This window comes from Streptomyces hiroshimensis (assembly GCF_014650335.1).
Taxonomy (GTDB): Bacteria; Actinomycetota; Actinomycetes; order Streptomycetales; family Streptomycetaceae; genus Streptomyces; species Streptomyces hiroshimensis.
Map to the genome: position 1 here is coordinate 617784 of NZ_BMUT01000002.1, position 21897 is coordinate 639680.

The 21897-nt window shown below is 74.7% G+C and carries 21 protein-coding genes and 1 other RNA gene; 7 read left to right on the plus strand and 15 right to left on the minus strand.

What is annotated here, in order from left to right:
• Nucleotides 1-5 precede the first annotated feature (5 nt).
• The 4 genes from IE241_RS08145 to IE241_RS08160 all read right to left on the minus strand — a co-directional run bounded on the left by IE241_RS08145 (nt 6) and on the right by IE241_RS08160 (nt 3914).
• Nucleotides 6-1013 carry an LLM class F420-dependent oxidoreductase gene (locus IE241_RS08145; protein ID WP_190020922.1) on the minus strand — a complete coding sequence of 336 codons (1008 nt, stop codon included), beginning with the start codon at nt 1011-1013 and terminating at the stop codon, nt 6-8.
• A gap of 173 nt (nt 1014-1186) precedes the next feature.
• Nucleotides 1187-2038, minus strand: a complete 852-nt coding sequence (locus IE241_RS08150; protein ID WP_190020923.1) for a hypothetical protein — start codon at nt 2036-2038, stop codon at nt 1187-1189.
• A gap of 191 nt (nt 2039-2229) precedes the next feature.
• Nucleotides 2230-3213, minus strand: a complete 984-nt coding sequence (locus tag IE241_RS08155; protein ID WP_229898909.1) for an N-acetylmuramoyl-L-alanine amidase — start codon at nt 3211-3213, stop codon at nt 2230-2232.
• 62 nt (nt 3214-3275) lie between these two features.
• Complete coding sequence (locus tag IE241_RS08160; protein ID WP_190020924.1) at nt 3276-3914, minus strand: class I SAM-dependent methyltransferase; 639 nt, start codon at nt 3912-3914, stop codon at nt 3276-3278.
• Between the two features lie 168 nt (nt 3915-4082).
• On the opposite strand from IE241_RS08160, the gene IE241_RS08165 reads away from it, so the two are divergent.
• Nucleotides 4083-4634: a superoxide dismutase family protein gene (locus IE241_RS08165; RefSeq protein ID WP_190020925.1), complete on the plus strand. Its 552-nt coding sequence runs from the start codon at nt 4083-4085 to the stop codon at nt 4632-4634.
• 91 nt (nt 4635-4725) lie between these two features.
• Nucleotides 4726-5166 carry a hypothetical protein gene (locus tag IE241_RS34050; protein WP_229898911.1) on the plus strand — a complete coding sequence of 147 codons (441 nt, stop codon included), beginning with the start codon at nt 4726-4728 and terminating at the stop codon, nt 5164-5166.
• A 148-nt stretch (nt 5167-5314) separates the two neighbouring features.
• Here IE241_RS34050 and IE241_RS08175 read toward each other — a convergent pair whose 3' ends face one another.
• From IE241_RS08175 to IE241_RS08190, 4 genes are all read right to left on the minus strand, one after another.
• Nucleotides 5315-6508, minus strand: coding sequence for a bifunctional RNase H/acid phosphatase (locus IE241_RS08175; protein WP_190020926.1), 1194 nt, complete (start codon nt 6506-6508; stop codon nt 5315-5317).
• Between the two features lie 5 nt (nt 6509-6513).
• Nucleotides 6514-7257 (minus strand): zinc ribbon domain-containing protein, encoded by a 744-nt coding sequence (locus IE241_RS34770; protein WP_190021097.1) that lies wholly within the window; start codon nt 7255-7257, stop codon nt 6514-6516.
• Between the two features lie 33 nt (nt 7258-7290).
• Nucleotides 7291-8130, minus strand: coding sequence for a Nif3-like dinuclear metal center hexameric protein (locus tag IE241_RS08185; protein WP_190020927.1), 840 nt, complete (start codon nt 8128-8130; stop codon nt 7291-7293).
• Between the two features lie 112 nt (nt 8131-8242).
• Nucleotides 8243-9280 (minus strand): ABC transporter substrate-binding protein, encoded by a 1038-nt coding sequence (locus tag IE241_RS08190; protein WP_190020928.1) that lies wholly within the window; start codon nt 9278-9280, stop codon nt 8243-8245.
• A gap of 302 nt (nt 9281-9582) precedes the next feature.
• On the opposite strand from IE241_RS08190, the gene IE241_RS34775 reads away from it, so the two are divergent.
• The gene (locus tag IE241_RS34775) at nt 9583-11766 is read left to right on the plus strand and encodes a hypothetical protein (protein WP_190020929.1); all 2184 of its coding nucleotides are present in this window, start codon (nt 9583-9585) and stop codon (nt 11764-11766) included.
• A gap of 474 nt (nt 11767-12240) precedes the next feature.
• On the opposite strand, the gene IE241_RS08200 is transcribed toward IE241_RS34775, so the two are convergent.
• From IE241_RS08200 to chsH3, 3 genes are all read right to left on the minus strand, one after another.
• Nucleotides 12241-13182, minus strand: a complete 942-nt coding sequence (locus tag IE241_RS08200) for a 3-oxoacyl-ACP reductase (protein ID WP_190020930.1) — start codon at nt 13180-13182, stop codon at nt 12241-12243.
• Nucleotides 13183-13227: 45 nt separating this feature from the next.
• Nucleotides 13228-14304 (minus strand): alcohol dehydrogenase catalytic domain-containing protein, encoded by a 1077-nt coding sequence (locus IE241_RS08205; protein WP_190020931.1) that lies wholly within the window; start codon nt 14302-14304, stop codon nt 13228-13230.
• Between the two features lie 208 nt (nt 14305-14512).
• Complete coding sequence (chsH3, locus tag IE241_RS08210) at nt 14513-15376, minus strand: enoyl-CoA hydratase ChsH3 (RefSeq protein WP_190020932.1); 864 nt, start codon at nt 15374-15376, stop codon at nt 14513-14515.
• Between the two features lie 135 nt (nt 15377-15511).
• On the opposite strand from chsH3, the gene IE241_RS08215 reads away from it, so the two are divergent.
• Both IE241_RS08215 and IE241_RS08220 read left to right on the plus strand, forming a co-directional pair.
• Complete coding sequence (locus IE241_RS08215) at nt 15512-16732, plus strand: sensor histidine kinase (protein WP_190020933.1); 1221 nt, start codon at nt 15512-15514, stop codon at nt 16730-16732.
• A complete protein-coding gene (locus tag IE241_RS08220; protein ID WP_190020934.1) occupies nt 16729-17334 on the plus strand; it encodes a response regulator transcription factor in 606 nt (201 codons plus the stop codon). The genes IE241_RS08215 and IE241_RS08220 overlap by 4 nt, the downstream gene beginning before the upstream one ends.
• Nucleotides 17335-17447: 113 nt before the next feature.
• Here IE241_RS08220 and rnpB read toward each other — a convergent pair.
• Nucleotides 17448-17849, minus strand: an RNA gene (gene rnpB / locus IE241_RS08225) — RNase P RNA component class A.
• 80 nt (nt 17850-17929) lie between these two features.
• Nucleotides 17930-19393, minus strand: coding sequence for an RNB domain-containing ribonuclease (locus IE241_RS08230; protein WP_190020935.1), 1464 nt, complete (start codon nt 19391-19393; stop codon nt 17930-17932).
• A gap of 120 nt (nt 19394-19513) precedes the next feature.
• On the opposite strand from IE241_RS08230, the gene yaaA reads away from it, so the two are divergent.
• Both yaaA and eda read left to right on the plus strand, forming a co-directional pair.
• Nucleotides 19514-20320 (plus strand): peroxide stress protein YaaA, encoded by an 807-nt coding sequence (gene yaaA / locus IE241_RS08235; protein WP_190020936.1) that lies wholly within the window; start codon nt 19514-19516, stop codon nt 20318-20320.
• Between the two features lie 78 nt (nt 20321-20398).
• Entirely contained in the window at nt 20399-21058 is a 660-nt protein-coding gene (gene eda / locus IE241_RS08240) for a bifunctional 4-hydroxy-2-oxoglutarate aldolase/2-dehydro-3-deoxy-phosphogluconate aldolase (RefSeq protein WP_190020937.1), read from the plus strand.
• 24 nt (nt 21059-21082) lie between these two features.
• On the opposite strand, the gene IE241_RS08245 is transcribed toward eda, so the two are convergent.
• Nucleotides 21083-21415 carry a winged helix-turn-helix domain-containing protein gene (locus tag IE241_RS08245; protein ID WP_229898916.1) on the minus strand — a complete coding sequence of 111 codons (333 nt, stop codon included), beginning with the start codon at nt 21413-21415 and terminating at the stop codon, nt 21083-21085.
• Complete coding sequence (locus IE241_RS08250) at nt 21412-21831, minus strand: hypothetical protein (RefSeq protein WP_190020938.1); 420 nt, start codon at nt 21829-21831, stop codon at nt 21412-21414. Before IE241_RS08250 ends, IE241_RS08245 begins: the two co-directional genes overlap by 4 nt.
• Between the last annotated feature and the right edge of the window lie 66 nt (nt 21832-21897).

Consider the following 21897-nt stretch of genomic DNA (forward strand, 5'->3'; position numbering starts at 1 on the left):
CCCGGTCACACCAGCTCCGCCAGCACCCGCAGCGTCTCCATATCCGGCGCGGTCACCAGCAGGTCCGTCACCGGCCCGGCCCGCCACAGCTCCAGCCGCTCCGCGATGCGGCCGCGCGGCCCCACGAGGGAGATCTCGTCGGCGAAGGCGTCCGGCACGGCCGCGACGGCCTCCTCCCGCCGGCCCGCCAGGAACAGCTCCCGCACCCGCTGTGCCTCCTCCTCGTACCCCATGCGGCCCATGAGGTCGGCGTGGAAGTTGCGGCGCGCGTGCCCCATGCCGCCGATGTAGAAGCCGAGCATCGCCTTCACCGGGAGCAGCCCTTCGGCGACGTCGGCGCAGACCTGCGCCCGGACCAGCGGCGCCACCAGGAAGCCTTCGGGCGCGGTGGCGAGGGCGGCCGCGTGCAGGTCCGTCCGCAGCGGGGACCAGTACAGCGGCAGCCAGCCGTCGGCGATGCGCGCGGTCTGGGCGACGTTGCGGGGTCCCTCGGCGCCGAGCAGGACGGGCAGGTCCGGGCGCAGGGGATGGGTGATGGGCCGGAGCGGCCTGCCGAGGCCGGTCGCGCCGGGGCCGCGGTAGGGGAGGGCGTGGTGGCGGCCGTCCAGCGTCACCGGGGCCCGGCGGCGGAGCACTTGGCGGACCACGTCCACGTACTCGCGCGTCGCGGTGAGCGGGCTGTCCGGGAACGGCCGCCCGTACCAGCCCTCCACGACCTGCGGCCCCGACAGCCCCAGCCCGAGCAGCAGCCGACCGCCGGAGAGGTGGTCGAGGGTGAGGGCGTGCATCGCCGTGGCGGTGGGACTGCGGGCGGCCATCTGCGCGACCGCGGTGCCGAGCCGGATGCGGGTGGTGTGCGCGGCGATCCAGGTGAGCGGGGTGAAGGCGTCGGATCCCCAGGACTCGGCCGTCCACACGGAGTGGTAGCCGAGGCGCTCCGCCTCCTGCACGAGGCCGAGGTGGCGGGGGTCGGGGCCGCGTCCCCAGTAGCCGAGCGCGAGACCGAGCCGCACGCGTGCCCTCCCGGCGGGTCAGGTGAACTGACGGTATGTCAGGTCCGGGGATCCGGGCCTCTGACCGTAGGCCCGCGCCGCCGCCCCGGCAAGCCCGCCGGCAAGCCCGCCGGAAAAGGCGACGGCCCGCCGGGAAGTCCCGGCGGGCCGTCATCGTGCACAGGCGACTGCGGTCAGCCGCGCTGGATCCCCGTCGTGTCCTGCAGGACGCCGCGGCGGCCGTCCTGCGTCTGGGCGACGAGGGCCTGGCCGCGCTGCTCCACCGCGAGGTACCAGGTGCCGGGCGCGAGCTCGGCGATCTGCGTCGGCGAACCGTCCTCGCCGTACAGCGGGCGGGGCACCGGCACCGCGAACCAGAACGGGGCGAAGTCCCCGGCCGGGGCGGCCGCGGCCTGGCCGGCGGCCGGCTGCGGCGCCGCGGCGGCACCGCCCAGGCTCGCGTCCGGCTGGCCCGGCTGCGCGCCGAAGGGCTGCTGGGCCTGGGCGCCGTACGGACCGGCGGCACCCGGCTGGGCACCGCCCGGGCCCGGGTAGCCGTAGCCCGGGTTCGGGCCGGCGCCGTAGGGGGACGGGGCCTGCGGGCCCGGGGCGCTCACCAGCGGGGCCTTCAGGGCCGGGACGCGCGGGGTGAGCAGCGCCGCCGCGGCCAGGGCCGCGTTGCCGAGGAGGCCGAGGATCTGGCCGACGCCCGGGGACACGCCCGGGGCGCCACCGATGATCGTCCACAGCGAGGACCACGCGGCGAACACGGCGAACGCGGTGCCCCACTGGCCGAGCTCCAGGCCCATGAGCTTGCGGCCCTCGGGCTGGAAGCGCGCGGCGACGACGAGCCCGGCGGCGATGATCCCGGCGAGGAAGATCGACGGCAGGACGGGGAAGAGAGCGGCCTTCCAGCCGTTCGGCCCCGCGGGGCAGACCGACCCCGCGCAGTCGTACGAGTAGAAGCTCAGGAACGAGGCGATGAACAGCAACACCGCTGCTCCGATCACCACGCCGTCGCCTCGAGTGAGGGAGCGGATGTTCACCTAAAGTCCTTTGTCAGTGTGATCATTAACGTCGCTGTCGCCGGCACGCGAGCATGCGGGGGCGCGGGGGTGGCCCCCCATCGTACGGGTGAACCTATCGCCTGCACGGCCGGGGCGTCCTCTTCGTATCTGCCTCGTGACAAGCGCGCGGCCCGCGGGCGCCGCTACGGCCCGTTACCGCCCGCGGAGCCCTACCCGTCCAGGAAGTCCGTGATGCCGTCGGCGATCCCTTGCGCCGCCTTCTGCCGCCATGCACCGTCCGTCAGCAACGCGGCGTCCTGGGGATCGCGCATGTTGCCGCACTCGATGAACACCTTGGGAACGGTGGAGAGGTTGAGCCCGCCGAGGTCGCCCCGGGTGTCCAGGCCCGTGCCGCCGCCGATGTAGTTGGACGGGGCGCTGCCGGTGCTCCGCACGAAGTGGCCCGCGATGCGCACCCCGAGGTCCTTCGACGGGCCGACGATGGGCGAGGTGTCCGCGCGGCCCCCCTTGACGGAAGCGGGCAGGATCACATGGAAGCCGCGGTTGCCGACGGCCGAGCCGTCGGCGTGCACCGAGACGGCGGCGTCGGCGTGCGCCTGGTTGCCGATCGCGGCCCGCTCGTCCACGCACGGGCCGTACGGGCGCTCGCCGTCGTGCGTGAACACCACCTTGGCGCCCTGCGCCCGCAGGAGCGTCCGGATCCGGTGGGCGACGTCGAGGCTGAACGTGGCCTCGGCGTAACCGGCGTCCGTGGACGTCCCGGTGGTGTCGCACTCCTTGCGGCCGGTGCCGATGTCGACGGAGCGGTTGATCTCGGTGGTGTGCTCGCTGTTGCGGATGTTGTGGCCGGGATCGACCAGGACCACCTTGCCCTTGAGGGGGCCGTCCGGCAGCGGCCCGTCGTCGGCCGCGGCGGGCGACGCGCTCGGCGGCGCGGGCGACCCCGGAGCGGGCGACCCGGGAGCGGACGGCCCGGACGCCGAAGGCTTGCCGTCCGACGGCGACGGCTGCCGGGACGGGGCCTGCGACGAGGGCGACCCGCCCGGCGAGGCCGACGACGCGGCGGCCACCGGGGCCTTCTTCCCGCCGTCCGCCTCCGCGTCCCACAGCAGCCAGCCCGCGAGGCCGGCCGGCACCAGGGCCGCCACCGCGACGACGACGGGCCTACGGATGCCGCCCGGACGGCGGGTCACACGGGGAAAGCTGCCTTTGGACACCCGGCGATGCTACGCCGCCGCTCCGCCGCGCAGGGGGCCTACGCCGCAACCGGTACGCGCCGCAGCACCCGCAGCGAGCGCGTCACCGACACTTCGGTGAACTCCCCGGACTCCAGTGCCCTGCGGTACACGCGGTACGGCGCCTGGCCGCCGTCGGCCGGGTCGGGGAAGACGTCGTGGATGACCAGCAGCCCGCCCGGGGCGAGGTGCGGCACCCAGCCCTCGTAGTCCGCCGTGGCGTGCTCGTCGGTGTGCCCGCCGTCGATGAACACCAGCCCCAGCGGCGCCGCCCAGAGCGAGGCCGCCAGCGGCGACCGCCCCACGATCGCCACCACGTGCTCCTCCAGCCCCGCCTGATGCAGCGTGCGCCGGAACGCGGGCAGCGTGTCCATCCGGCCCACGGCCTCGTCGACGAGCGACGCGTCGTGGTACTCCCAGCCCGGCTGCTGCTCCTCGCTGCCCCGGTGGTGGTCCACCGTGACGGCCGTGACCCCCGCCTCGCGCGCGGCGGCGGCCAGCAGGATCGTCGACCGGCCGCAGTACGTCCCCACTTCGAGCAGCGGCAGCGCGAGCCGTGCGGCCTCCTCCGCGGCGGCGTGGAGGGCGAGCCCCTCGTCGAGCGGCATGAACCCCTTGGCCGCCTCGAAGGCGGCGAGTATCTCGGGCTTGGGGGGCATGGTGTCGTCCTCCTGGGGTACGCGGTGGTCGGCTCATTGTCCTCACGGTCCGCCGCGCGCGGTGCGCGAGGGGTCGATACCGTGGGGAGGACGCCGGGGAGAACGCTGGGAAGAACGTACGGGGGACTCTCGGGAAGCCGCTGCTGAAGCCGCTGAAAGGGGCGGAAGATGTCCTTCGCCGTAACGCTGCTCGCCGCTTCGATGGCCGTCGTGCCGCCCATGGGCGGAGCCCACTGCCAAGGGGCCGACGTGAGGGCCGTCTTCGCGGACCCCACGGGCGACGTGCTGCGCGCTGTGACGTTCGACCAGGCCGCCGTCCCGCCGGGCGCGCACGTCTCCGTCGTGGAGCGCACCGGCCGGCACGGCACGCACATCCGCCTGAGCCTGCACGGCCTCCAGCCGGGACGCACGTTCGGCGCCCACGTCCACACGAACCCGTGCGGCACCCGCCCCGAGAACTCGGGTGCGCACTACCAGCAGGTCAAGGACCCCAAGCAGCCCTCGACCGACCCCGCGTACGCCAATCCGCGCAACGAGGTCTGGCTGGACTTCACCACCGACCGGCGGGGTGACGGCGCGTCGTCCTCCACGGTCGCCTGGCGCTTCCGCCCCGGCGAGGCCCGCTCCGTCGTCATCCACGAGCACGCCACCGAGACGGCCAAGGGCCGGGCGGGCATGGCGGGCGCGCGGCTGGCGTGTGTCAACGTGCCCTTCAAGTGAGCGTCGAACAATAGGACGAGGCACTCGCAAGGGTGATCGTGCGCGCTGCAGGCCCCGGGCACGGTCCCCGGCGCCATAGCCTGCTGCCGCCATGAACGATTTCGTTGACGAAGCACGCTCACGCGTCGCACACCTGCTCCGGATGGCCAACACCACGGACGACCGGGTCAGGGCGCGGATCATCGAGTACGCGGACACCACCCCGGAGCCGCCTGTCATGAGCCGGGCCGGGATCGTCACGACCGGATGCGCGCAGTGCCTGAGGACCGCGTGGAGGCAGCAGGACGCGGAGGGGCCCGTGTGGGTCTGCGCGTCGTGCGGCCATGTCGAAGGAGTGACCGTGAACTGCCCCCACTGCAAGGTGGCCATGACCCCGCCGCCGCTCGGCGCCCCCGACCGGTGGCAGTGCCCTCGGTGCCCGCGGGTCGCGGCCACGGGGGAGAGCGCGCAGGACATCGAGGAGCGGGAGCGGCAACGGGTTGCGGCCGTTGCCGCGCTGGAGTCGGCGATGGCCCTGCGGGCGGCGGACTGAGTGCCTCGCTGGGGTGCCGTCGTCGGCTGCGGGTCGTTCGTGGCTGGTCGCGCAGTTCCCCGCGCCCCTTATGGGGGCGTGATGCCCGTGCCCGTGCCCGTGCCCGGTGCGGAACCGCCCTACGGCAGCCCGGCCGGTTCCCGGCCGCCTACCGCAGGTGTGACGTGTCGTTGAGCAGTCTCAGCGACGCGTTGCCGTCCGCGTAGTAGGCGACGGCCGACACCGACGCCGCCGACAGCTCCATGCGGAACAGGGACTCCGGCGGGGCGCCGAGGGCCAGTCGTACGAGCGTCTTCACCGGCGTCACGTGCGTGACCAGCAGGACCGTACGGCCCGCGTACCGGGCGAGGAGCTTGTCCCGCGTGAGGGACACGCGGCGGGCGACCGCCGCGAAGCTCTCGCCGCCGCCGGTCGGGGCCGCCTTGGAGGAGGCGAGCCAGGCGTCGAGGTCGGCGGGGTGGCGCTCGCGGACCTCCGCGAAGGTCAGCCCCTCCCAGGCGCCGAAGTCGGCCTCGCGCAGGCCCTCCTCGACGCGCACCTCCAGGCCCAGGCGCGCGGCCACGGCGTCCGCCGTCTCGCGGCAGCGCCGCATGGGCGAGGAGACGACCGCCTGGATCGTGCCGCGCGCGGCGAGTGCGGCGCCCGCGCGCTCGGCCTGGTGAAGGCCTACGGGCGAGAGCTCCGGGTCGCTGCCGCCACTGCCGGAGAATCGCTTCTGCGGAGTGAGGGCCGTCTCACCGTGCCGCAGCAGCACGAAGGTGGTCGGCGCCCCGAGGTCGGCGGGGGCGGCCCAGCCGACGGGAGCGGGCTTGGGCTCCTCCAGCGGCTCTTCCAGCGGCTCCGCCACGGGCTCCGTTGCGCGCGGGGCCGTGCGCGCGGCCGTACGCTCTGCGAACGCCGCCGCGGAGGCGCCCGCATCCCACTGACGGCCCGCCTTGCCCGCGTCCATGGCCTCGTTCGCGAGCCGGTCCGCGTGCTTGTTCTGCTCGCGCGGGATCCACTCGTAGGCGACCTGTCCCGCGGGGAAGAGCGCCCGCGCCCGGGCGGCGAGCGGCCGCATGTCCGGGTGCTTGATCTTCCAGCGGCCCGACATCTGCTCCACGACGAGCTTGGAGTCCATCCGGACCAGGATCCCGGCGTCGGCGTCGAGAGCCTTCGCGGCCTCCAGGCCGGCGATGAGCCCCCGGTACTCGGCGACGTTGTTCGTGGCCGTGCCGATGTACTCGGCGGCCTCGGCGAGCGCCTCGCCGGTCGCCGCGTCCAGCACGACGGCGCCGTAGCCGGCGGGGCCCGGGTTGCCCCGGGAACCGCCGTCCGCCTCGACGATGAAGCGAGGGGCCACGGGGCTTACAGGCCGGACTCGGAGGTGCGGACCAGGATGCGGCTGCAGTTCTCGCAGCGGACGACCTGGTCGGCGGCGGCGGCGCGGACCTCGTTGAGCTCGGTGATGTCCAGCTCCAGGCGGCAGCCCTCGCAGCGGCGCTGGTTCAGGCGCGCCGCGCCGATGCCGCCCTGCTTCTCCCGCAGGCGGTCGTAGAGCTTCAGCAGATCGGCCGGGACGGAGGCGGCGACGATCTCGCGCTCCTTGGTGACCGAGGCGGCCTCGGCGTCGATCTCGGCGACGGCGGCGTCGCGGCGCGCGACGGCGTCGCCGACCTTGGCCTGGACGGACTCGACGCGGCCGGTCAGCTCGGTGACGCGCTCCTGCGCGGACTCGCGGCGCTCCATGACCTCGAGGACGACGTCCTCCAGGTCGCCCTGGCGCTTGGCGAGGGAGGCCACCTCGCGCTGCAGGTTCTCCAGGTCCTTCGCGGACATGCCGACGCCGGTGTCCAGGCGCTGCTGGTCACGGGCGGCGCGCTGGCGGACCTGGTCGACGTCCTGCTCGGCCTTGGTCTGCTCGCGGGCGGTGTCGCTCTCCTCGGTCTGCGCGGCGACGAGGAGGTCGCGGTGCTGGGTGAGGTCGGCCTCGAGGGAGGCGATCTCGGCGTGCTCGGGCAGGCTCGACCGCTTGTGGGCGAGCTGACCGAGGCGGGTGTCCAGCGCCTGGAGGTCGAGGAGGCGGATCTGGTCGGCGGGCGCGGCGTTCAGTTGGGGGCTCCTGGGGTGATTGTCGTAAGAAGGCTAGGAGGCGGAGAAGGCGGACGCCGCGTGGGCGGTCCAGGGGTCGGTGACGGTTTTCGAGACGTGGGTGCGCAGGCCCCAGCCGTGCCGGTCGGAGATCTCGTCCAGCTGGGCGGCCGCCTGCTCGGCCCAGGGCCACTCGGTGGCCCAGTGCGCCGCGTCGACGAGCGCCAGCGGGCTGTGCTGCTGGGCCTCGGACGCCGGGTGGTGGCGCAGGTCGGCGGTGACGTAGGCGTCCACGCCGGCGGCCCGCACCGCATCGAAGAGGGAGTCGCCGGAGCCGCCGCAGACCGCCACCGTGCGGATGGTGCGCGTGGGGTCGCCTGCGACGCGGATGCCCTGGGCCGTGGCGGGCAGCCGCTTGGCGGCGTGCTCGGCGAATTCGGCCAGATTCATGGGCGGGTCGACCTCGCAGACGCGACCGAGGCCGCGGCGGCCCGCGGGGTCGTCCGGGTCGGGGACGAGCGGGCCGGTGACGCGCAGGTCGAGCGCGCCGGCGAGGGCGTCGGAGACGCCGGGGTCGGCGCGGTCGGCGTTGGTGTGCGCGACGTGCAGCGCGATGTCGTTCTTGATCAGGGTGTGCACGGCGCGGCCCTTGAAGGTCGAGGCCGCGACGGTCGTCGTTCCGCGCAGATAGAGCGGGTGGTGCGTGACCAGGAGGTTCGCGCCGAGCTCCACGGCCTCCTCGACGACCTCCTGGACGGGGTCGACCGCGAACAGGACCCGGGTGACCGGGGCGTCGGGGTCGCCGCAGACCGTGCCGACGGCATCCCACTGCTCGGCCCGCTCGGGGGGCCAGAGGGCGTCGAGGGCGGCGATGACTTCAGACAGTGCGGGCACGGAGGAAAGGCTACCTGTCCGCCGTGCCCGCGCGGCCATCGCTCGGCGACGGCCGTGCCGGGCGCCCGGCACGGCCGGGCCAGGAGTCGGCGACGGCCGTGCCGGGGACCGGCTACTTCACGAGGAAGCCCCGGAGGTCGTCGAGGACGCTGTTCGCGGCCGTGACGCCCAGGCCCAGGTACCAGGTCTCGTCCTTGACGTCCTTGGCGTGGCCGTCCTTGACCGCCTTCAGGCTCTTCCACAGCGGGTTGCCCTCGGCGGCGTCGCGCTTGGTCTTGTCCGGGGAGCCGTAGACGCCGGTGAAGATCCAGTCGGCGTCGGCCTGGTCGATCTGCTCCGGGCCGATCTCCACGGCGAGCTTGTCGGCCTGCTGGTTCTTCGGGCGCGGCAGGCCGGCGTCCTTGAGGATGGTGCCGATGAAGGACTGGCCGGCGTACAGGCGCGTGAACTGCGGCAGGTAGCGGACCATCGAGATCGTGGGCTTGTTCCCGCCGAGGTCCTCGCCGAGCTTCTTCGCCTTGGCGGCGTACGCGTCGAGGTTCTTCTTCGCCTCGGCGGTCTTGTCGAGCGCGGCCGCGTTGAGGAGGTAGTTCTCCTTCCACGTGAAGCCCGGGCGGACGGAGAAGACGGTCGGGGCGATCTTGGCGAGGTCCTTGTAGTTCTTCTCCGCGCGCAGCTTGCTGCCGAGGATCAGGTCCGGGTGGAGCTCGTTGATGGCCTCGAGGTTGAGGTTGTTGATCGTGCCGACGTTCTTCGGGTCGCCGGCGTCCTTCTTCAGGTACTCCGGGAGCTCCTGGCTGCCCTCGCTGGGGGCCCAGCCGACCGGCTGGATGCCGAGCGAGACCACGTTGTCGAGCTCGCCGACGTCGAGGACGACGACGCGCTTCGGGCGCTCCTTGAGCTCGGTCGTGCCGAGGGCGTGCCTGACGGTGCGCGGGAACTGACCGGGCGCGGCGTCCGTGCCCATCTTCGCCGTCTCCTCGGCGGCCTTGCCGAAGTCCTTGCCGCCCTGCGCCACGGCCTTGGAGCCGCTGCCGCCGTCCTTGCCCGCCTCGTCCTTGCCGTCCCCCGACGATCCGCAGGCCGCGAGGGAGAGCGCGGCGGCTACGGACAGGGCGACTGCGGCGGTGCCGCGGCGGCGAAGGGACATCACGTACTCCATGTCGGTCCGGCCGGCCGTCGGGGCCGGCGGGTGGTCAAGGGGGCCTTTTCAGCCACCCCCCGCGACTACTTAGGCACGCCTTACCTTACGTGACGGTGCGAAACGTGTGAAGCACAGCCTCCGTGCACTCCTCAGGCGAATCGGACAAGAGCCACCCTTACGCGTGAAGCGGGCCGACTCTCATTGTTCGGCTGGAAGTGCGATAACTACGTTCAGTGCCGGAGGTGACGTTTCTCATGACGGTCTGTGCCCCCCAGAGCACTCCACAGAGCACCCCGCGGAGTGGCTCGATGGACATGAGACGCGCGGCGTTCACGGTCACGGCGAACGGCTCGTACGCCGCCCGGCTGGCCCTCGACGGCGGCACGGGCGGCTGGTTCCCCGAGCGCTGGACGCTCGACGGCCCCGAGCCGTACGCCGTGCCGCTGCCCGGCAGCCAGCCCGAGGAGCCCGACAGCGAGGTGCAGCCGCTCGCCGACGGGCGCGTCCTCATCCGCCGCCGGGTCGCCGAGCGGCACACGCTCTCGCTGCTCTACCCCACCGGCCCCGGCACCGGGGAGGTGTCCGTCGGCGCCGTCGAGTGCGCCCGGCTGACCCTGCTGCCCCCCGCGCCGGGCGGCGCCACCGCCTACGGGCTCGTGCACGCCGAGCGCACCACCGCGCTGTGGCGGCTGCACGGCGGCTCCTTCGGGCCCGAGCGGGTCGTGGAGGTGCCGGGCAGCTGCGCGGGCGGCGCCTGGCTCGACCGGACGGGCCGGCTCCTGGCCCTCGACCGCGAGCTGGACGGCCGCACCAAGACCGTCGTCGTCGACCTGGAGCGCGGCGGTGAGACCAGCCCGCTGCTGCAGATCACCGAGGAGAGCAACGACCGGCTGCTGCTCGCCGACCCCTACAGCGGTCTCCTGCTCGTCCGGTCGGACGCCCCCGGCCAGGACCGCCTCGGGTGGGGCGTGCTCGGCTCCGCGCGGCCCGTGCGCTTCCCGGAATGCCTGCGGCCCGCGGGCGCGGTGCTCACCCCGTTCGCCGCCCAGCCCGGGCAGGAGCTCACGCCCGAAGGATGCGCCGTGGCCTTCCGGGTCGAGGGCGCGACCGGCAGCTGGGTGGGGGTGTGGCGCCCGTCGGGCCGTCAGCTGCAGCAGTTCCCCGCACCGGCCGGCTGGCTGGTCGGCGCGGGCCTGTGGACCACCGGCGGCGAGCTCCGGCTGCCGTTCGTCACGCCGTACGTGCGGTGCGGGCTGGCGCGGCTGCGGCTGCCGGAAGGGGAGCGGGGGGAGACACGGGATACCGGCGGGCGCGGTGCGGCGCGGGACGCGGCCCCCGGCGGGCCGCGCACCGCGCCGGAACAGCGGCCGCCGTCGCCCTCCGGGCCGGAGCCCGGGCAGCCCTCCGGGCCGGAACACCGGACCCAGCCGCCGCCGGCGATGGGGCGGCAGCCGCAGGGGCCGCTCCTGCAGGCGCCTCGCCCGGCGCCGGAGCAGCCGCCTTCGCAGGCGGCGCCCGCGTCCCAGCCGTTGCTGAGGGAAGTCCCCCGCCTCGTACCGCCACAGCCACCCCGGCCGGAGCCGGCGGCTCCGGGTGGACCGCAGCTGCAGACACCACTGCTGCAGGAAGTGCCGCGTTCGGTGCCGGGGTACGGGACCTCCGTAGCGCCGCAGCGGGTGGTGCAGCCGTTGCTGCACGAGGTGCCCCGCTCGGTACAGCCGCAGGCGCCCCTCCTGCAGGAAGCAGCCCGCCCGGCGGAGCCGACGGCGCCCATCGCGCCGCAGGTGCAGGTGCCGCTGTTGCAGGAAGTGCCGCGTTCGGTGCCGGGGCACGAGGCCTCCCCGGCGCCGCAGCGGGTGTCGCAGCCATTGCTGCACGAGGTGCCCCGCTCGGTGCAGCCGCAGGCGCTCCCCCTGCAGGAGGCGTCCCGTCCGGCGGAGCCCGCCGTGCCGCAGCAGGAGGCACCTCTCCCGGCCGGGCAGCCGTTGCTGCAGGAAGTGCCCCGTCCGGCGGAGCCGGCGGCTTCCGTGGTGCCGTCGTTGCTGGAGGAAGTGCCGCGCTCGGGGCCGCAATCGGCCCGGTCGGTGCCGGAGTCCGCGTCTGCGGGCGGGCCGCAGCTGCAGTCGCTCCTGCAGGAAGTGCCCCGCCCCGCCCCGCCGCAGGCGCAGCCGCATCAGGCGCCCTGCCCGCCGCAGGCGGCCCCTCCCCTTCTGGAGCGCCCCCACGAAGGGCCCCCGCCCGGCCCGCCGCAGGCGGCTCCGCAGGCGGCTCCGCAGGCGGCCCCGCAGGCGGCCCCGCAGGCGGCCCCGCAGGCGGTGCGGGCGGAGTCGCCCGCCTCCGTCTGGACCGCCGTGCCTCCTACCGGGCTTCCCGGGGCCGGTATGCCCGGGGCCTGGTCCGTGGCGGCCTCCGCGGGCGGGGGGCAGGGGGGCGTGCCGCCCCGGCCCGTGCCCCTGCAGCAGGCCCCGCTGGGGAGGGAGCACCGCACCTGAGCGGCCGCCGACTCGCGGTCCGGCCGGGTGGCCCGGGCGATCAAGGTCCCGTTAGAATCCGGGCGGGGGTTGCGCAGCTGTACCGGACGGTCACCGTCGTGAGCCGGACGGCCGTGCGCGGAGGGCGTGTCGGCGTCCGCCGACACCGTGCGCCACTGCCGTGGCAGCCCCCTACGCGCAAGCCACGCATCCCCATCCGACGGAGTGACTTTCCCCATGCCCGACGCCCGAACCGACACGACCGAGGCACGCCCCCTTGAGGCGTCCCAGGCCGCAGCCGCCGGCTCCGGCAGGCACCGTGGTCCGGCTTCCCCCGAAGACAACAGCGCCCCTGCCCACGGCAAGCACCGCCGTACGCCGGAAGGCCACTGACCGGCGTCGTCGACGCGATTCCGGTCAGCCCTCGGGCGCCGGGTGGTCCCGCTCAAGCGGACACCCCCGGCGCCCGAGGCGTTTCCGGGGCCCGACGCCCCGTCAGCCGGGCCCCAGCTGCCACACCTCCGGCGCGGCGAACGTCTCCCCGGGCGGCCGCCCGGCGAAGTGCGGGGTGAGGAGCCCGTCCAGCTCCTCGACGGTGAACACGTCCTTGGCCGTATCGAACCGCGCCGCGACCTTCGGCCGCTCCATGACCGCGACCATGCCGCCGTGCACGAGGAGCACCTGCCCGGTCACCCCCGCCGCCGCCGGCGCGGCGAGATAGCCGACCAGCGGCGCGACGTGCCCGGGGGCCAGCGGGTCGGTTCCCCCGTCCGCCGGCGTGCCGACCCCGGCGAAGATCCGCTCGGTCATCCGGGTGCGGGCCCGCGGGCAGATGGCGTTCACCGTGACCCCGTACTTGCGCAGGGCCTCCGCCGTGGAGGTGGTGAGGCCGACGATGCCGCCCTTGGCCGCCGCGTAGTTGGGCTGTCCGGGGGAGCCGATGAGGAACGCCTCGGAGGAGGTGTTGACGATCCGTCCGTACACCGGCCGCCCGGAGGCCTTCGCCCGCTCCCGCCAGTGCGCGGAGGCGAAGCGCACGGTGTTGAAGTGGCCCTTGAGGTGGACGCGGATCACGGCGTCCCACTCGTCCTCGGCCATGGAGAAGACCATCCGGTCGCGCAGGATGCCCGCGTTGTTGACCAGGACGTCGAGCGAGCCGCCGCCGGCCGCGACGGCGAGCCGGACGAGGTCGCGGGCGGTCTCGAAGTCGGCGACGTCGCCGACGTGGGCGGTGGCGAGCCCGCCCGCCGCCCGGATCTCTGCGGCGACGGCCTCGGCAGGCGCGGCCGACGCCTCGCCGGAGCCGTCGGCGCCGGGCTGCCCGTAGTCGTTGACGACGACGTGCGCGCCGAGCCGGGCCAGTTCGAGGGCCTCGGCCCGGCCGAGGCCGCGCCCCGCGCCGGTGACGATCGCGGTCCTGCCGCGCAAGGACAACATGCCGCGTCACACCCCTCTCATCTCAGGACTCATCCCGGACTCGTCTCAGATCTCGATGCACGTGCGCAGCGCCTCGCCCGTCCGCATCTGTTCCAGGGCGTCGTTGACGCCGGACAGCGGGACGCGGTGCGTGATCAGGCCCGCGAGGTCGATGCGGCCGGCCCGCCACAGGGCGATGGCCCGTTCGTACGAGCGCAGGACGTCCCCGCCGCCGTACAGGGACGGCAGGATCCTCTTCTCGTCGAAGAACAGCTCGAACATGTTGATCTGGAAGAGGTCGTCCATGGCCCCGGCCCCGACGACGCAGAGCGTGCCGCCGCGCCGCGTCGCGTCGTACGCGGCCCGGGCGGTGGCGGAGGTGCCGACGACCTCGAAGGCGTAGTCGAAGCCCTCGCCGCCGGTGACGCGCGCCCGGGCGTCGGCGAGCGCCTCGGGCGGTACGGCCTCGGTCGCGCCGAAGCGCAGGCCGGCCTCGCGCCGGGAGGCGACCGGGTCGACGGCGACGATCTGCGCGGCGCCCGCGGCCCGCGCGCCCTGGATCGCGCAGATCCCGACGCCGCCGCAGCCGATGACGGCCACCGAGGAACCGGCGGTGACGTCGGCGGTGTTGAGGGCGGCGCCGAGGCCGGTGGTGACGCCGCAGCCGATGAGGGCGGCGATGTCGTAGGGCAGGTCGTCGGGGATGGGCACGGCGCAGCCCGCGCCGACGACGGCCTCCTCGGCGAAGGTGCCGGTGCCGGCGAAGCCGAAGAGGTCGGCGCCGCCCAGGCGGAAGTTGGGGGTGCCGGCCTCCATGAGGCTCGCCAGGCACAGCTGGCTCTGCCCGCGCTTGCAGGCGGGACAGCCGCCGCAGGGCGGCAGCCAGCAGACCAGGACGCGGTCGCCGGGCTGCAGTCCGGCGACGCCCTCGCCCACCTCGACGACTTCGCCGGCCCCCTCGTGCCCGGGGACGAAGGGCACGAGCTGGGGGAGCACCCCGCTCATGGCGGAGAGGTCGGAGTGGCAGAGCCCGGTGGCCCGCATGCGCAGCCGGACCTTGCCGGGGCCGAAGCCCACCGCCTCGACGTCGTCGCGGACTTCGAGCCGGGGCCGTCCTGTCTCGTGCTGTACGGCTGCGCGCATGACCACTCCTTTGACGCGGTTTCCGACGCGTCGTGCGTGTCGGTTGCGGTGGCTGCGGAATCCGCCGGGCTCCCCGCCGCCGCGGCGGCGGGCGGGCGCGACGCGGCTTATCGACGGTGCCGTGCGGATTATCGGCAGTGCCGTGCGGCTTATCGGCGGTGCCGTGCGGGCCCGCACCGGGCGGATGTCCGCCGGACCGGCCGGAGGCTCACCCGTGCGTGACGACCGTGTCCGCGAGGACGGGCGCGTCGTCGCGCTCCACGGCGCTGACGGAGACCTGGATCCGGCCGGGCGCCGGGGTCTCCCGCCACATCCGCACGCGCAGCGTCTCGCCGGGGTAGACGACGCCGGCGAAGCGGGTGCGGTACGCGCGGACGCGGGTGACGTCCCCGCCGAGGGCGGTGTCGACGACGGCCTTGAGGGTGATGCCGTACGAGCACAGGCCGTGCAGGATCGGCCGGTCGTAGCCCGCGAGCTTGGCGAACTCGGGGTCGGCGTGCAGGGGGTTCCAGTCGCCGGAGAGGCGGTAGAGGAGCGCCTGGTCCTCGCGGACGGGGCGCTCCACGACGGCGTCGGGGGCGCGGACGGGCGCCTCCAGGCGGGTGGAGGCGCCGCGCTCGCCGCCGAAGCCGCCCTCGCCCTTGACGAAGATCTCGCTCTCGCCCGTCCACAGCGGCCCCTCGGCGTCCGCGGCCTCCGAGCGCAGCACGATGACGGCCGCCTTGCCCTTGTCGTGGACGGCGGCGACGCGCGAGGTGAGGGTGACGGAGCCGCGGACCGGGAGCGGGCGGTGCACGTCGAGGGACTGGCCGCCGTGCAGCACCGCGGCGAGGTCGATGTCGATGCCGGGGGCGGCGAGGCCGCCGGCCTGCGCGGTGCCTCCGCCGGCGACGGTGGCGAAGCTCGGGAGGACGTGGAGCCGGCTCTCCAGGGTGTACCGGAGCTCGTCCGGGTCCGTGGCGGGGGTGCCCGCGCCGATGCCGAGGTGGTAGAGCAGGACGTCTTTGTGATCCCAGGTCAGGGAGGTGCTGCGAGGGGCGGCGGCGACGGCCCGGCGTACGTCGATGGGCATCGGGAACCTTCCTAGAACGCGTTCTAGCCGATCCGATGGAACCCCCTGTATAGCCGGGTCCGGGACAAATGTCACGGGTGGTCGCCCACACTTGCATCTGCCCAGCTCAGAGCCGCGTTCCCTAGAGTTCTGAACATGAGCGAAAGCAAGACCGAGCGCAAGACCGGGTTCAAGGCGGGCCGCAAAGCGGGCCGCTGGGCCGGCCGCAAGTCCGAGCTGGAGCGGCACAAGCCACCGGGGAAGTTCGCCTTCCTGCCCTGGCTCTTCATGCTCACCGGGGACGTCCAGGAGCTGCTCCGGGGCGAGGTGCCGCTGCCCTGGCTCGGCTGGGTGGGCGTGGTGGCCTTCGCCGCCCTGTACATCCTCACGGTCTTCACCGGGCTCGACCAGCGGTACCGGGGGACCCGCGTCCCGCTCCTCTCGCTCATCGGCATGGCCGTCGCCACGTACGCGCTGACCATCGGTTACGGCGGCGACTGGCTGCTGTGCTTCCCGCTCCTGTCGCTGGCCACCGGCATCGTGCTGCGGCGCGGGCTGACCGAGAGCGGGCGCCGGCTGGGCGTCATCGTCCTCGCCCTCGCCGGCTCGGCCGGGGTGATCGCGAGCTTCCGGGGCGGCCCGTCGGAATCCCTGACCGTCGCCTACGGGACCCTGCTCTCCGGCTTCGTCACCGCCGCGATCCTCAGCCTCTTCGAGACCGTGGCCCAACTGCGCGCCACCCGCGAGGAACTGGCCCGCAGCGCCGTGGAGCGGGAGCGGCTGCGGTTCTCGCGCGACCTGCACGACCTGCTCGGCCACACCATGTCCGTCATCGTCGTCAAGGCGGAGGCGGTGCGCCGGCTCGCCCCGCGCAACCTGGACGCCGCGATCGGGCAGGCGGCCGACATCGAGGCCGTGGGCCGGCAGGCCCTCACCGAGATCCGCGAGGCCGTCACCGGCTACCGCGAGTCCACCCTCACCACCGAACTCGACCGCGCCCGCTCCCTCCTGGAGGCCTCCGGCATCACCCCGGACATCCGCCAGTCCGGGCCCCCGCTGCCGCCGCAGAGCGCGGCCCTGCTGGGCTGGGTCGTACGGGAGGGCGTCACGAACGTCGTCCGGCACAGCGGCGCCGGCCGCTGCACGGTCGAAGTGCGCGGCGAGACCGACCAGGTACGCCTGGAGATCACCGACAACGGCGGCGGCGTAGGCTCGGACGCGGCCCCCGCCTCGCCCGGGAACGGCCTCAAGGGCCTGACCGAGCGGCTGGCCGCCGCCGGCGGCCACCTGACGGCCGGCCCGGACGGGCGCAAGGGCTTCCGGCTCGTGGCCGAACTGCCCGTGGACTCGGAGTCCGAGGAGGACCACCGCTCATGATCAAGCTGCTCCTCGCCGAGGACCAGGGAATGATGCGAGGTGCGCTCGCGCTGCTGCTCGGGCTGGAGGAGGACATAGAGATCGTCGCCCAGGTCGGCGACGGCGACGCGATCGTCCCCAAGGCCCTGGAGACGAAGCCGGACGTCGCGCTCCTCGACATCGAACTGCCCGGCCGCAGCGGCCTGGACGCCGCCGCCGACCTGCGCGCCCGGATGCCCGGCTGCCAGGTGCTGATCCTCACCACCTTCGGCCGCCCCGGCTACCTGCGCCGCGCGATGGAGGCCGGAGCGGCGGGCTTCCTCGTCAAGGACGGCCCGGTCGAGGACCTGGCCGCGGCGATCCGGCGGGTCCTGGCCGGAGAGCGCGTCATCGACCCGGCCCTGGCCGCCGCCGCCCTCAGCGCGGGCCCCAACCCCCTGACCCAGCGCGAGCGCGACGTCCTCGCGGCGGCGGTCGACGGGGCGACGGTGGCCGACATCGCGGCGAAGGTCCACCTGTCGCCCGCGACGGTCCGCAACTACCTGTCGGCGGCCATCGGCAAGACCCAGACCCGCAACCGCATGGAGGCCGTCCGCGCGGCCCGGCAGAACGGCTGGCTCTGACCCGGTAAGCACCGGAAGCGCCGGTAAGCGCCGGAAGCACCGGTAAGCACAAGAGCCCCTCCGGCCGCCTGCGCATCGGCAGGCGGCCGGAGGGGCTCGTGCAAGACAGGCGGCGGACGAGTCGGCCTGTAAGCCGGGTTCTGTCTCCCGAGGCCCTTGCGGTCCTCGGGGAGGCGGCCATCCATCTAGGCCTGCCGTTGCCGGCAGGCTCAAGCGGTCTACCCGCGGACTCGGGCGGGCAGCCCTCGATCGTCCGCGCAGGGCCGCCGTGAAGCGGCCCCTCTTGACCTTGCTCCGGGTGGGGTTTACCTAGCCGCCTGAGTCACCTCAGGCGCTGGTGGTCTCTTACACCACCGTTTCACCCTTACCGGAAGCCTCGCGGCTCCCGGCGGTCTGTTTTCTGTGGCACTGTCCCGCGGGTCACCCCGGGTGGGCGTTACCCACCACCCTGCCGTATGGAGCCCGGACGTTCCTCGGGGGATCCGAAGATCCCACGCGGCCGCCCGGCCGGCTCGTCCGCCGTGCCGACCATGCTACCTGGCGGGGGCTGCCACGATCGCCCCGGGAACCCGGAGCCCGTCACCGCCGCTCCCGGCTAGGCCGGGGCGAACCACACCTTGTCGCGGCCCGGGTCCGCCTCGATCACCCGCACGCGCATGCGGTGCCCGAGGGGCAGCGGCGGCCCGTCGCCGTCGCCCTCGACGTGGCCGACCACCGCCGGCTCGTAGAGGTGGACCGTGCCCGCGGTCGGGCGGTCCTCCTGCACGTCCACCACGTACGCGTCGAAGACCTGCCCGATCCGGTCGCGCAGCAGCGCCGCCTCGACCAGGTCCACGCACTCCCGCTCGACCTGGGCCGCGCGCCGCGCCCCCGTCTCCATCTCGCCGGGCAGGGCGTCGAGCGCGGCCCGTACCCACTCGGGCGGGTCGGTGCCCGCGGCGGCGGCCAGGCACAGCTCGCCGGTGTAGCGGTCGACCAGGCGGCGCAGGGGAGCGGTGCAGTGCGCGTACGGGGCGGCGAGGGCGGCGTGGCCGGGGTCGGCGGGTACCGGGCGCTCCGTGGGCCGCTCGCGGTCGAAGACGGTGTAGCCCGCGCCGCGCAGCAGCGCCGTGCACTCCTGGAGGAAGGCCGCGTGCTGGGTGTGGGAGGGGTCGAGCGCGCGGATGACGACCGCGTACGGCATGTCCTCCGGCCAGGTGACGCCGAGGGCGCGGGCCACGCGCCGCAGCCGGTCGACGGCCCGCTCGGGCGCGGTGGGCAGCGTGCGCAGGATGCCGGTGCCCGCGCGCAGCATCAGGCCGGCCGCGGCCATGCCCGTCATCAGGGATATCTGGGCGTTCCAGCCCTCCGCGGGCAGGGGAGTGCGGTAGGCGAGCGCGTAGCGGTTGCCGCGGTGCACGATCTCCTGCTCGGGGACGTTGAGCGAGATCCCGCCCCGGGCGCGCTCCAGCGCCTCGCGCCGCATCCCGGCCTCGCGCAGCAGGCACAGCGACTCCTCGGCCGTGCCGGAGTCCAGGGCGTGCTGGACGGCCGCGTAGTCGAGCCGGGCCCGGCTGCGCACGAGCGCGCGCCGCAGGTCCGTCGCCTCGACCCGGCCGTCCGCGTCGAGGTCGAAGCGCCACAGCAGGGCGGGCCGGCTGTGGTCGGGGAGCAGGCTGGCCGCGCCCTCGCCGAGGACGGCGGGGTGGAGCGGAACGCGCCCGTCGGGGTAGTAGAGGGTCATCACACGGCGGTGCGCCTCGGCGTCCAGGGCCTGGCCGGGGCGGACGAAGGCGGCCACGTCGGCGATCGCGTAGTACACGCGGAAGCCCCCGCCGTCGCGCCGCTCCAGGTGCATGGCCTGGTCGAGGTCCATCGAGCCGGGCGGGTCGACGGTGAAGAGCGGCAGCTCGGTGGCGTCGTACGCCGGGAGGCGGGGACGGCGCGCGGCCTGCTCGGCCTCCGCGAGGGCGTCGGCCGGGAATTCCTCGGTCACCCCGGTGTCCTCGCGCAGCCGGCGCAGCGCGGCCCGCAGGGGACTGCCGTCCGCGTCGGTCACGTGCATCTTGCGGCGGGGCATGGGACGAGCGTATTTCCGGTGCGGGCGCGGGGCACGGCGAGCGTGGCGTGCGGCGCCGGGCGCGGCGTTAGGCTCGTCCGGATCGACCCGCACGCATCCGTACCGATGGGAGAAGACACCGTGCTCGTGCTGTTGCCGCCGTCCGAAGGGAAGGCCGCCGCCGTCGGATCCGGCGCCGGGGCCGTGCTGGAGGCCGGCGCGCTGTCGCTGCCGGGGCTGGCGGGGGCGCGGGAGACCGTGCTGACGGAGCTGGTGGAGCTCTGCTCGGGCGACGAGGACAAGGCCGCGGAGGTGCTCGGCCTGTCCCCGGGGCTGCGGGGCGAGATCGCGAAGAACGCGGCGCTGCGGACGGCCGGCACCCGCCCCGCGGGCGAGATCTACACGGGCGTCCTCTACGACGCGCTCGGCCTGGCCTCGCTGGACGCCGCGGCGCGGGAGCGGGCGGAGCGCTCGCTGCTGGTCTTCTCGGGGCTGTGGGGCGCGGTCCGGGTCGGTGACGCGATCCCGTCGTACCGCTGCTCGATGGGCGTGAAGCTGCCGGGGCTGGGCGCGCTGGGCACGTACTGGCGCGGCGTCATGGACGACCACCTGCCGCAGGAGGCGGGTGACGGCATGGTGCTCGACCTCAGGTCGGCGGCGTACGCCTCCGCGTGGAAGCCGAAGGGCGCGCTCGCGGAGCGGACGGCGACGGTCCGGGTGCTGCAGTCGAAGATCGTGGACGGGGTCGAGAAGCGGTCCGTCGTGAGCCACTTCAACAAGGCCACCAAGGGCCGGCTGGTCCGGGACCTGCTGACGGCGGGCGCGGAGCCGGCCGGGCCCGCGGAGCTCGCGGAGGCGCTGCGCGACCTCGGGTACGCGGTGGAGGGCGGGGCTCCCGCGAAGGGCGGCAAGCCGTGGGCGCTCGACGTGGTGGTGACCGAGCTCTGAGGACCCCTCGCCGGACCTCTTGTTGCACATAGTGCAACGATCGTTGCGTTAGGTGGCGGTGGTGCGCAGGATGGCCTCGTGACCGCCGCCGCGCCCGTCCCGGCGCCCGCCTCCGTCCTCGGCCTCGCCCCCGTCCTCCCCGTCGCCGTCCTCTCCGAGGCCTCCGACGCCGTACCCCTCGCCCGCGCGCTCGTCGCGGGCGGGCTGCCGGCGATCGAGGTGACGCTGCGGACGGACGCCGCGCTCGATGCGATACGGGCCGTCGCCGCGGAGGTGCCGGAGGCGGTCGTGGGCGCCGGGACCGTCCTTTCCCCCGCCCTCGCGCGGGCGGCGGTCCGCGCCGGGGCCCGCTTCCTGGTCAGCCCCGGCTGGACGGATCCGCTGCTGGAGGCGCTGCGGGAGACGGGGCTTCCGTTCCTGCCGGGCGTCTCGACGGTCTCGGAGGTCATGGCCCTGCTGGAACACGGGGTGCGCGAGATGAAGTTCTTCCCCGCCCAGGCGGCGGGCGGCGCGCCGTACCTGCGCTCCCTGGCCTCCCCGCTCCCCGGGGCCCGCTTCTGCCCCACCGGCGGCATCGGCCCGGAGACGGCCCCGGCCTACCTGGCCCTGCCGAACGTCGGCTGCGTGGGCGGCTCCTGGATGCTCCCCCCGGACGCCCTCGCCCGCCGCGACTGGGGCCGGGTGGCGGAACTGGCCCGCGGGGCGGCGCGGCTGCGGTCCGGTGCGGCCCCTGCCTGACGGATCGCCTCCGCCGTCTGCCTGCTACCCGCCGGCTACGTGCTCGCGATCGCCCGCCTGCCCGCCCGCGATCGCCCGCAGCGCCGCACAGTGCGCGGCGAACGCGGCCCGGCCCTCGGCGGTCAGGGCGAGCCACGTGCGCGGCCGCTTGCCCACGTACCCCTTGGTGACCTTGACGTAGCCCGCCTTCTCCAGCGTGGCGACCTGCTTCGACAGCACCGAGTCGCTCACTTCGACGGTGTCGCGCACGAACGCGAACTCGGCCTTGTCGGCGGCGGCCAGGGTCGCCGTGATGGAGAACCGCACCGGCGCGTGGATCACCTCGTCCAGGCCGTGCCGCGGATGGCTCGCCGTCACCGCCGCCCCTCCCGCCAGGCGCCGACCAGCCCGGGCAGGGCGACGACGACGGCCCCGGGCACCCACCACGCGAGATCGCCCCGGAACCAGATGGTGCCCGGCGTGATCACGGCGGCGTGGAGCAGGCCCCAGGCGGCGATCATCACGTGGTGCCGGCGGCCGAGCCCGTGCCGGCTGACGGGCTGCCGGTTCGCCCAGACGGCCAGGGTCGTCACCGCCGCCACCCAGAGCACGGCGAAGACGATCGCGCCCGCCGGTCCGTCGATCAGGCCGCAGGCGAGTACGGCCACCGCGGCCGCGCAGCCGAACAGCCACTGGTAGCGGACGAACCACCGGGAGCCGCTGCGCACCGTGGAATCCAGGGCCTGCGCCCGGGCCAGTGCCGTCGCCGCGGCGGTCGCTTCGTAACCGGGCATATGAGCCTCCGTCGGTCGCCTCGTGTCCGTTGTCCGTTGCATGGATACGATGGCAAGTACTTTCCA

Coding starts and splice junctions, on each gene's coding strand:
- IE241_RS08160 (WP_190020924.1), bottom strand. CDS start 3,914: ATGCCCCCCAAGCCCGAGATACTCGCCGCCTTCGAGGCGGCCAAGGGG.
- IE241_RS08165 (WP_190020925.1), top strand. CDS start 4,083: ATGTCCTTCGCCGTAACGCTGCTCGCCGCTTCGATGGCCGTCGTGCCG.
- IE241_RS34050 (WP_229898911.1), top strand. CDS start 4,726: ATGAACGATTTCGTTGACGAAGCACGCTCACGCGTCGCACACCTGCTC.
- IE241_RS08190 (WP_190020928.1), bottom strand. CDS start 9,280: ATGTCCCTTCGCCGCCGCGGCACCGCCGCAGTCGCCCTGTCCGTAGCC.
- IE241_RS34775 (WP_190020929.1), top strand. CDS start 9,583: ATGGACATGAGACGCGCGGCGTTCACGGTCACGGCGAACGGCTCGTAC.
- IE241_RS08200 (WP_190020930.1), bottom strand. CDS start 13,182: ATGTTGTCCTTGCGCGGCAGGACCGCGATCGTCACCGGCGCGGGGCGC.
- IE241_RS08205 (WP_190020931.1), bottom strand. CDS start 14,304: ATGCGCGCAGCCGTACAGCACGAGACAGGACGGCCCCGGCTCGAAGTC.
- chsH3 (WP_190020932.1), bottom strand. CDS start 15,376: ATGCCCATCGACGTACGCCGGGCCGTCGCCGCCGCCCCTCGCAGCACC.
- IE241_RS08215 (WP_190020933.1), top strand. CDS start 15,512: ATGAGCGAAAGCAAGACCGAGCGCAAGACCGGGTTCAAGGCGGGCCGC.
- IE241_RS08220 (WP_190020934.1), top strand. CDS start 16,729: ATGATCAAGCTGCTCCTCGCCGAGGACCAGGGAATGATGCGAGGTGCG.
- IE241_RS08230 (WP_190020935.1), bottom strand. CDS start 19,393: ATGCCCCGCCGCAAGATGCACGTGACCGACGCGGACGGCAGTCCCCTG.
- IE241_RS08250 (WP_190020938.1), bottom strand. CDS start 21,831: ATGCCCGGTTACGAAGCGACCGCCGCGGCGACGGCACTGGCCCGGGCG.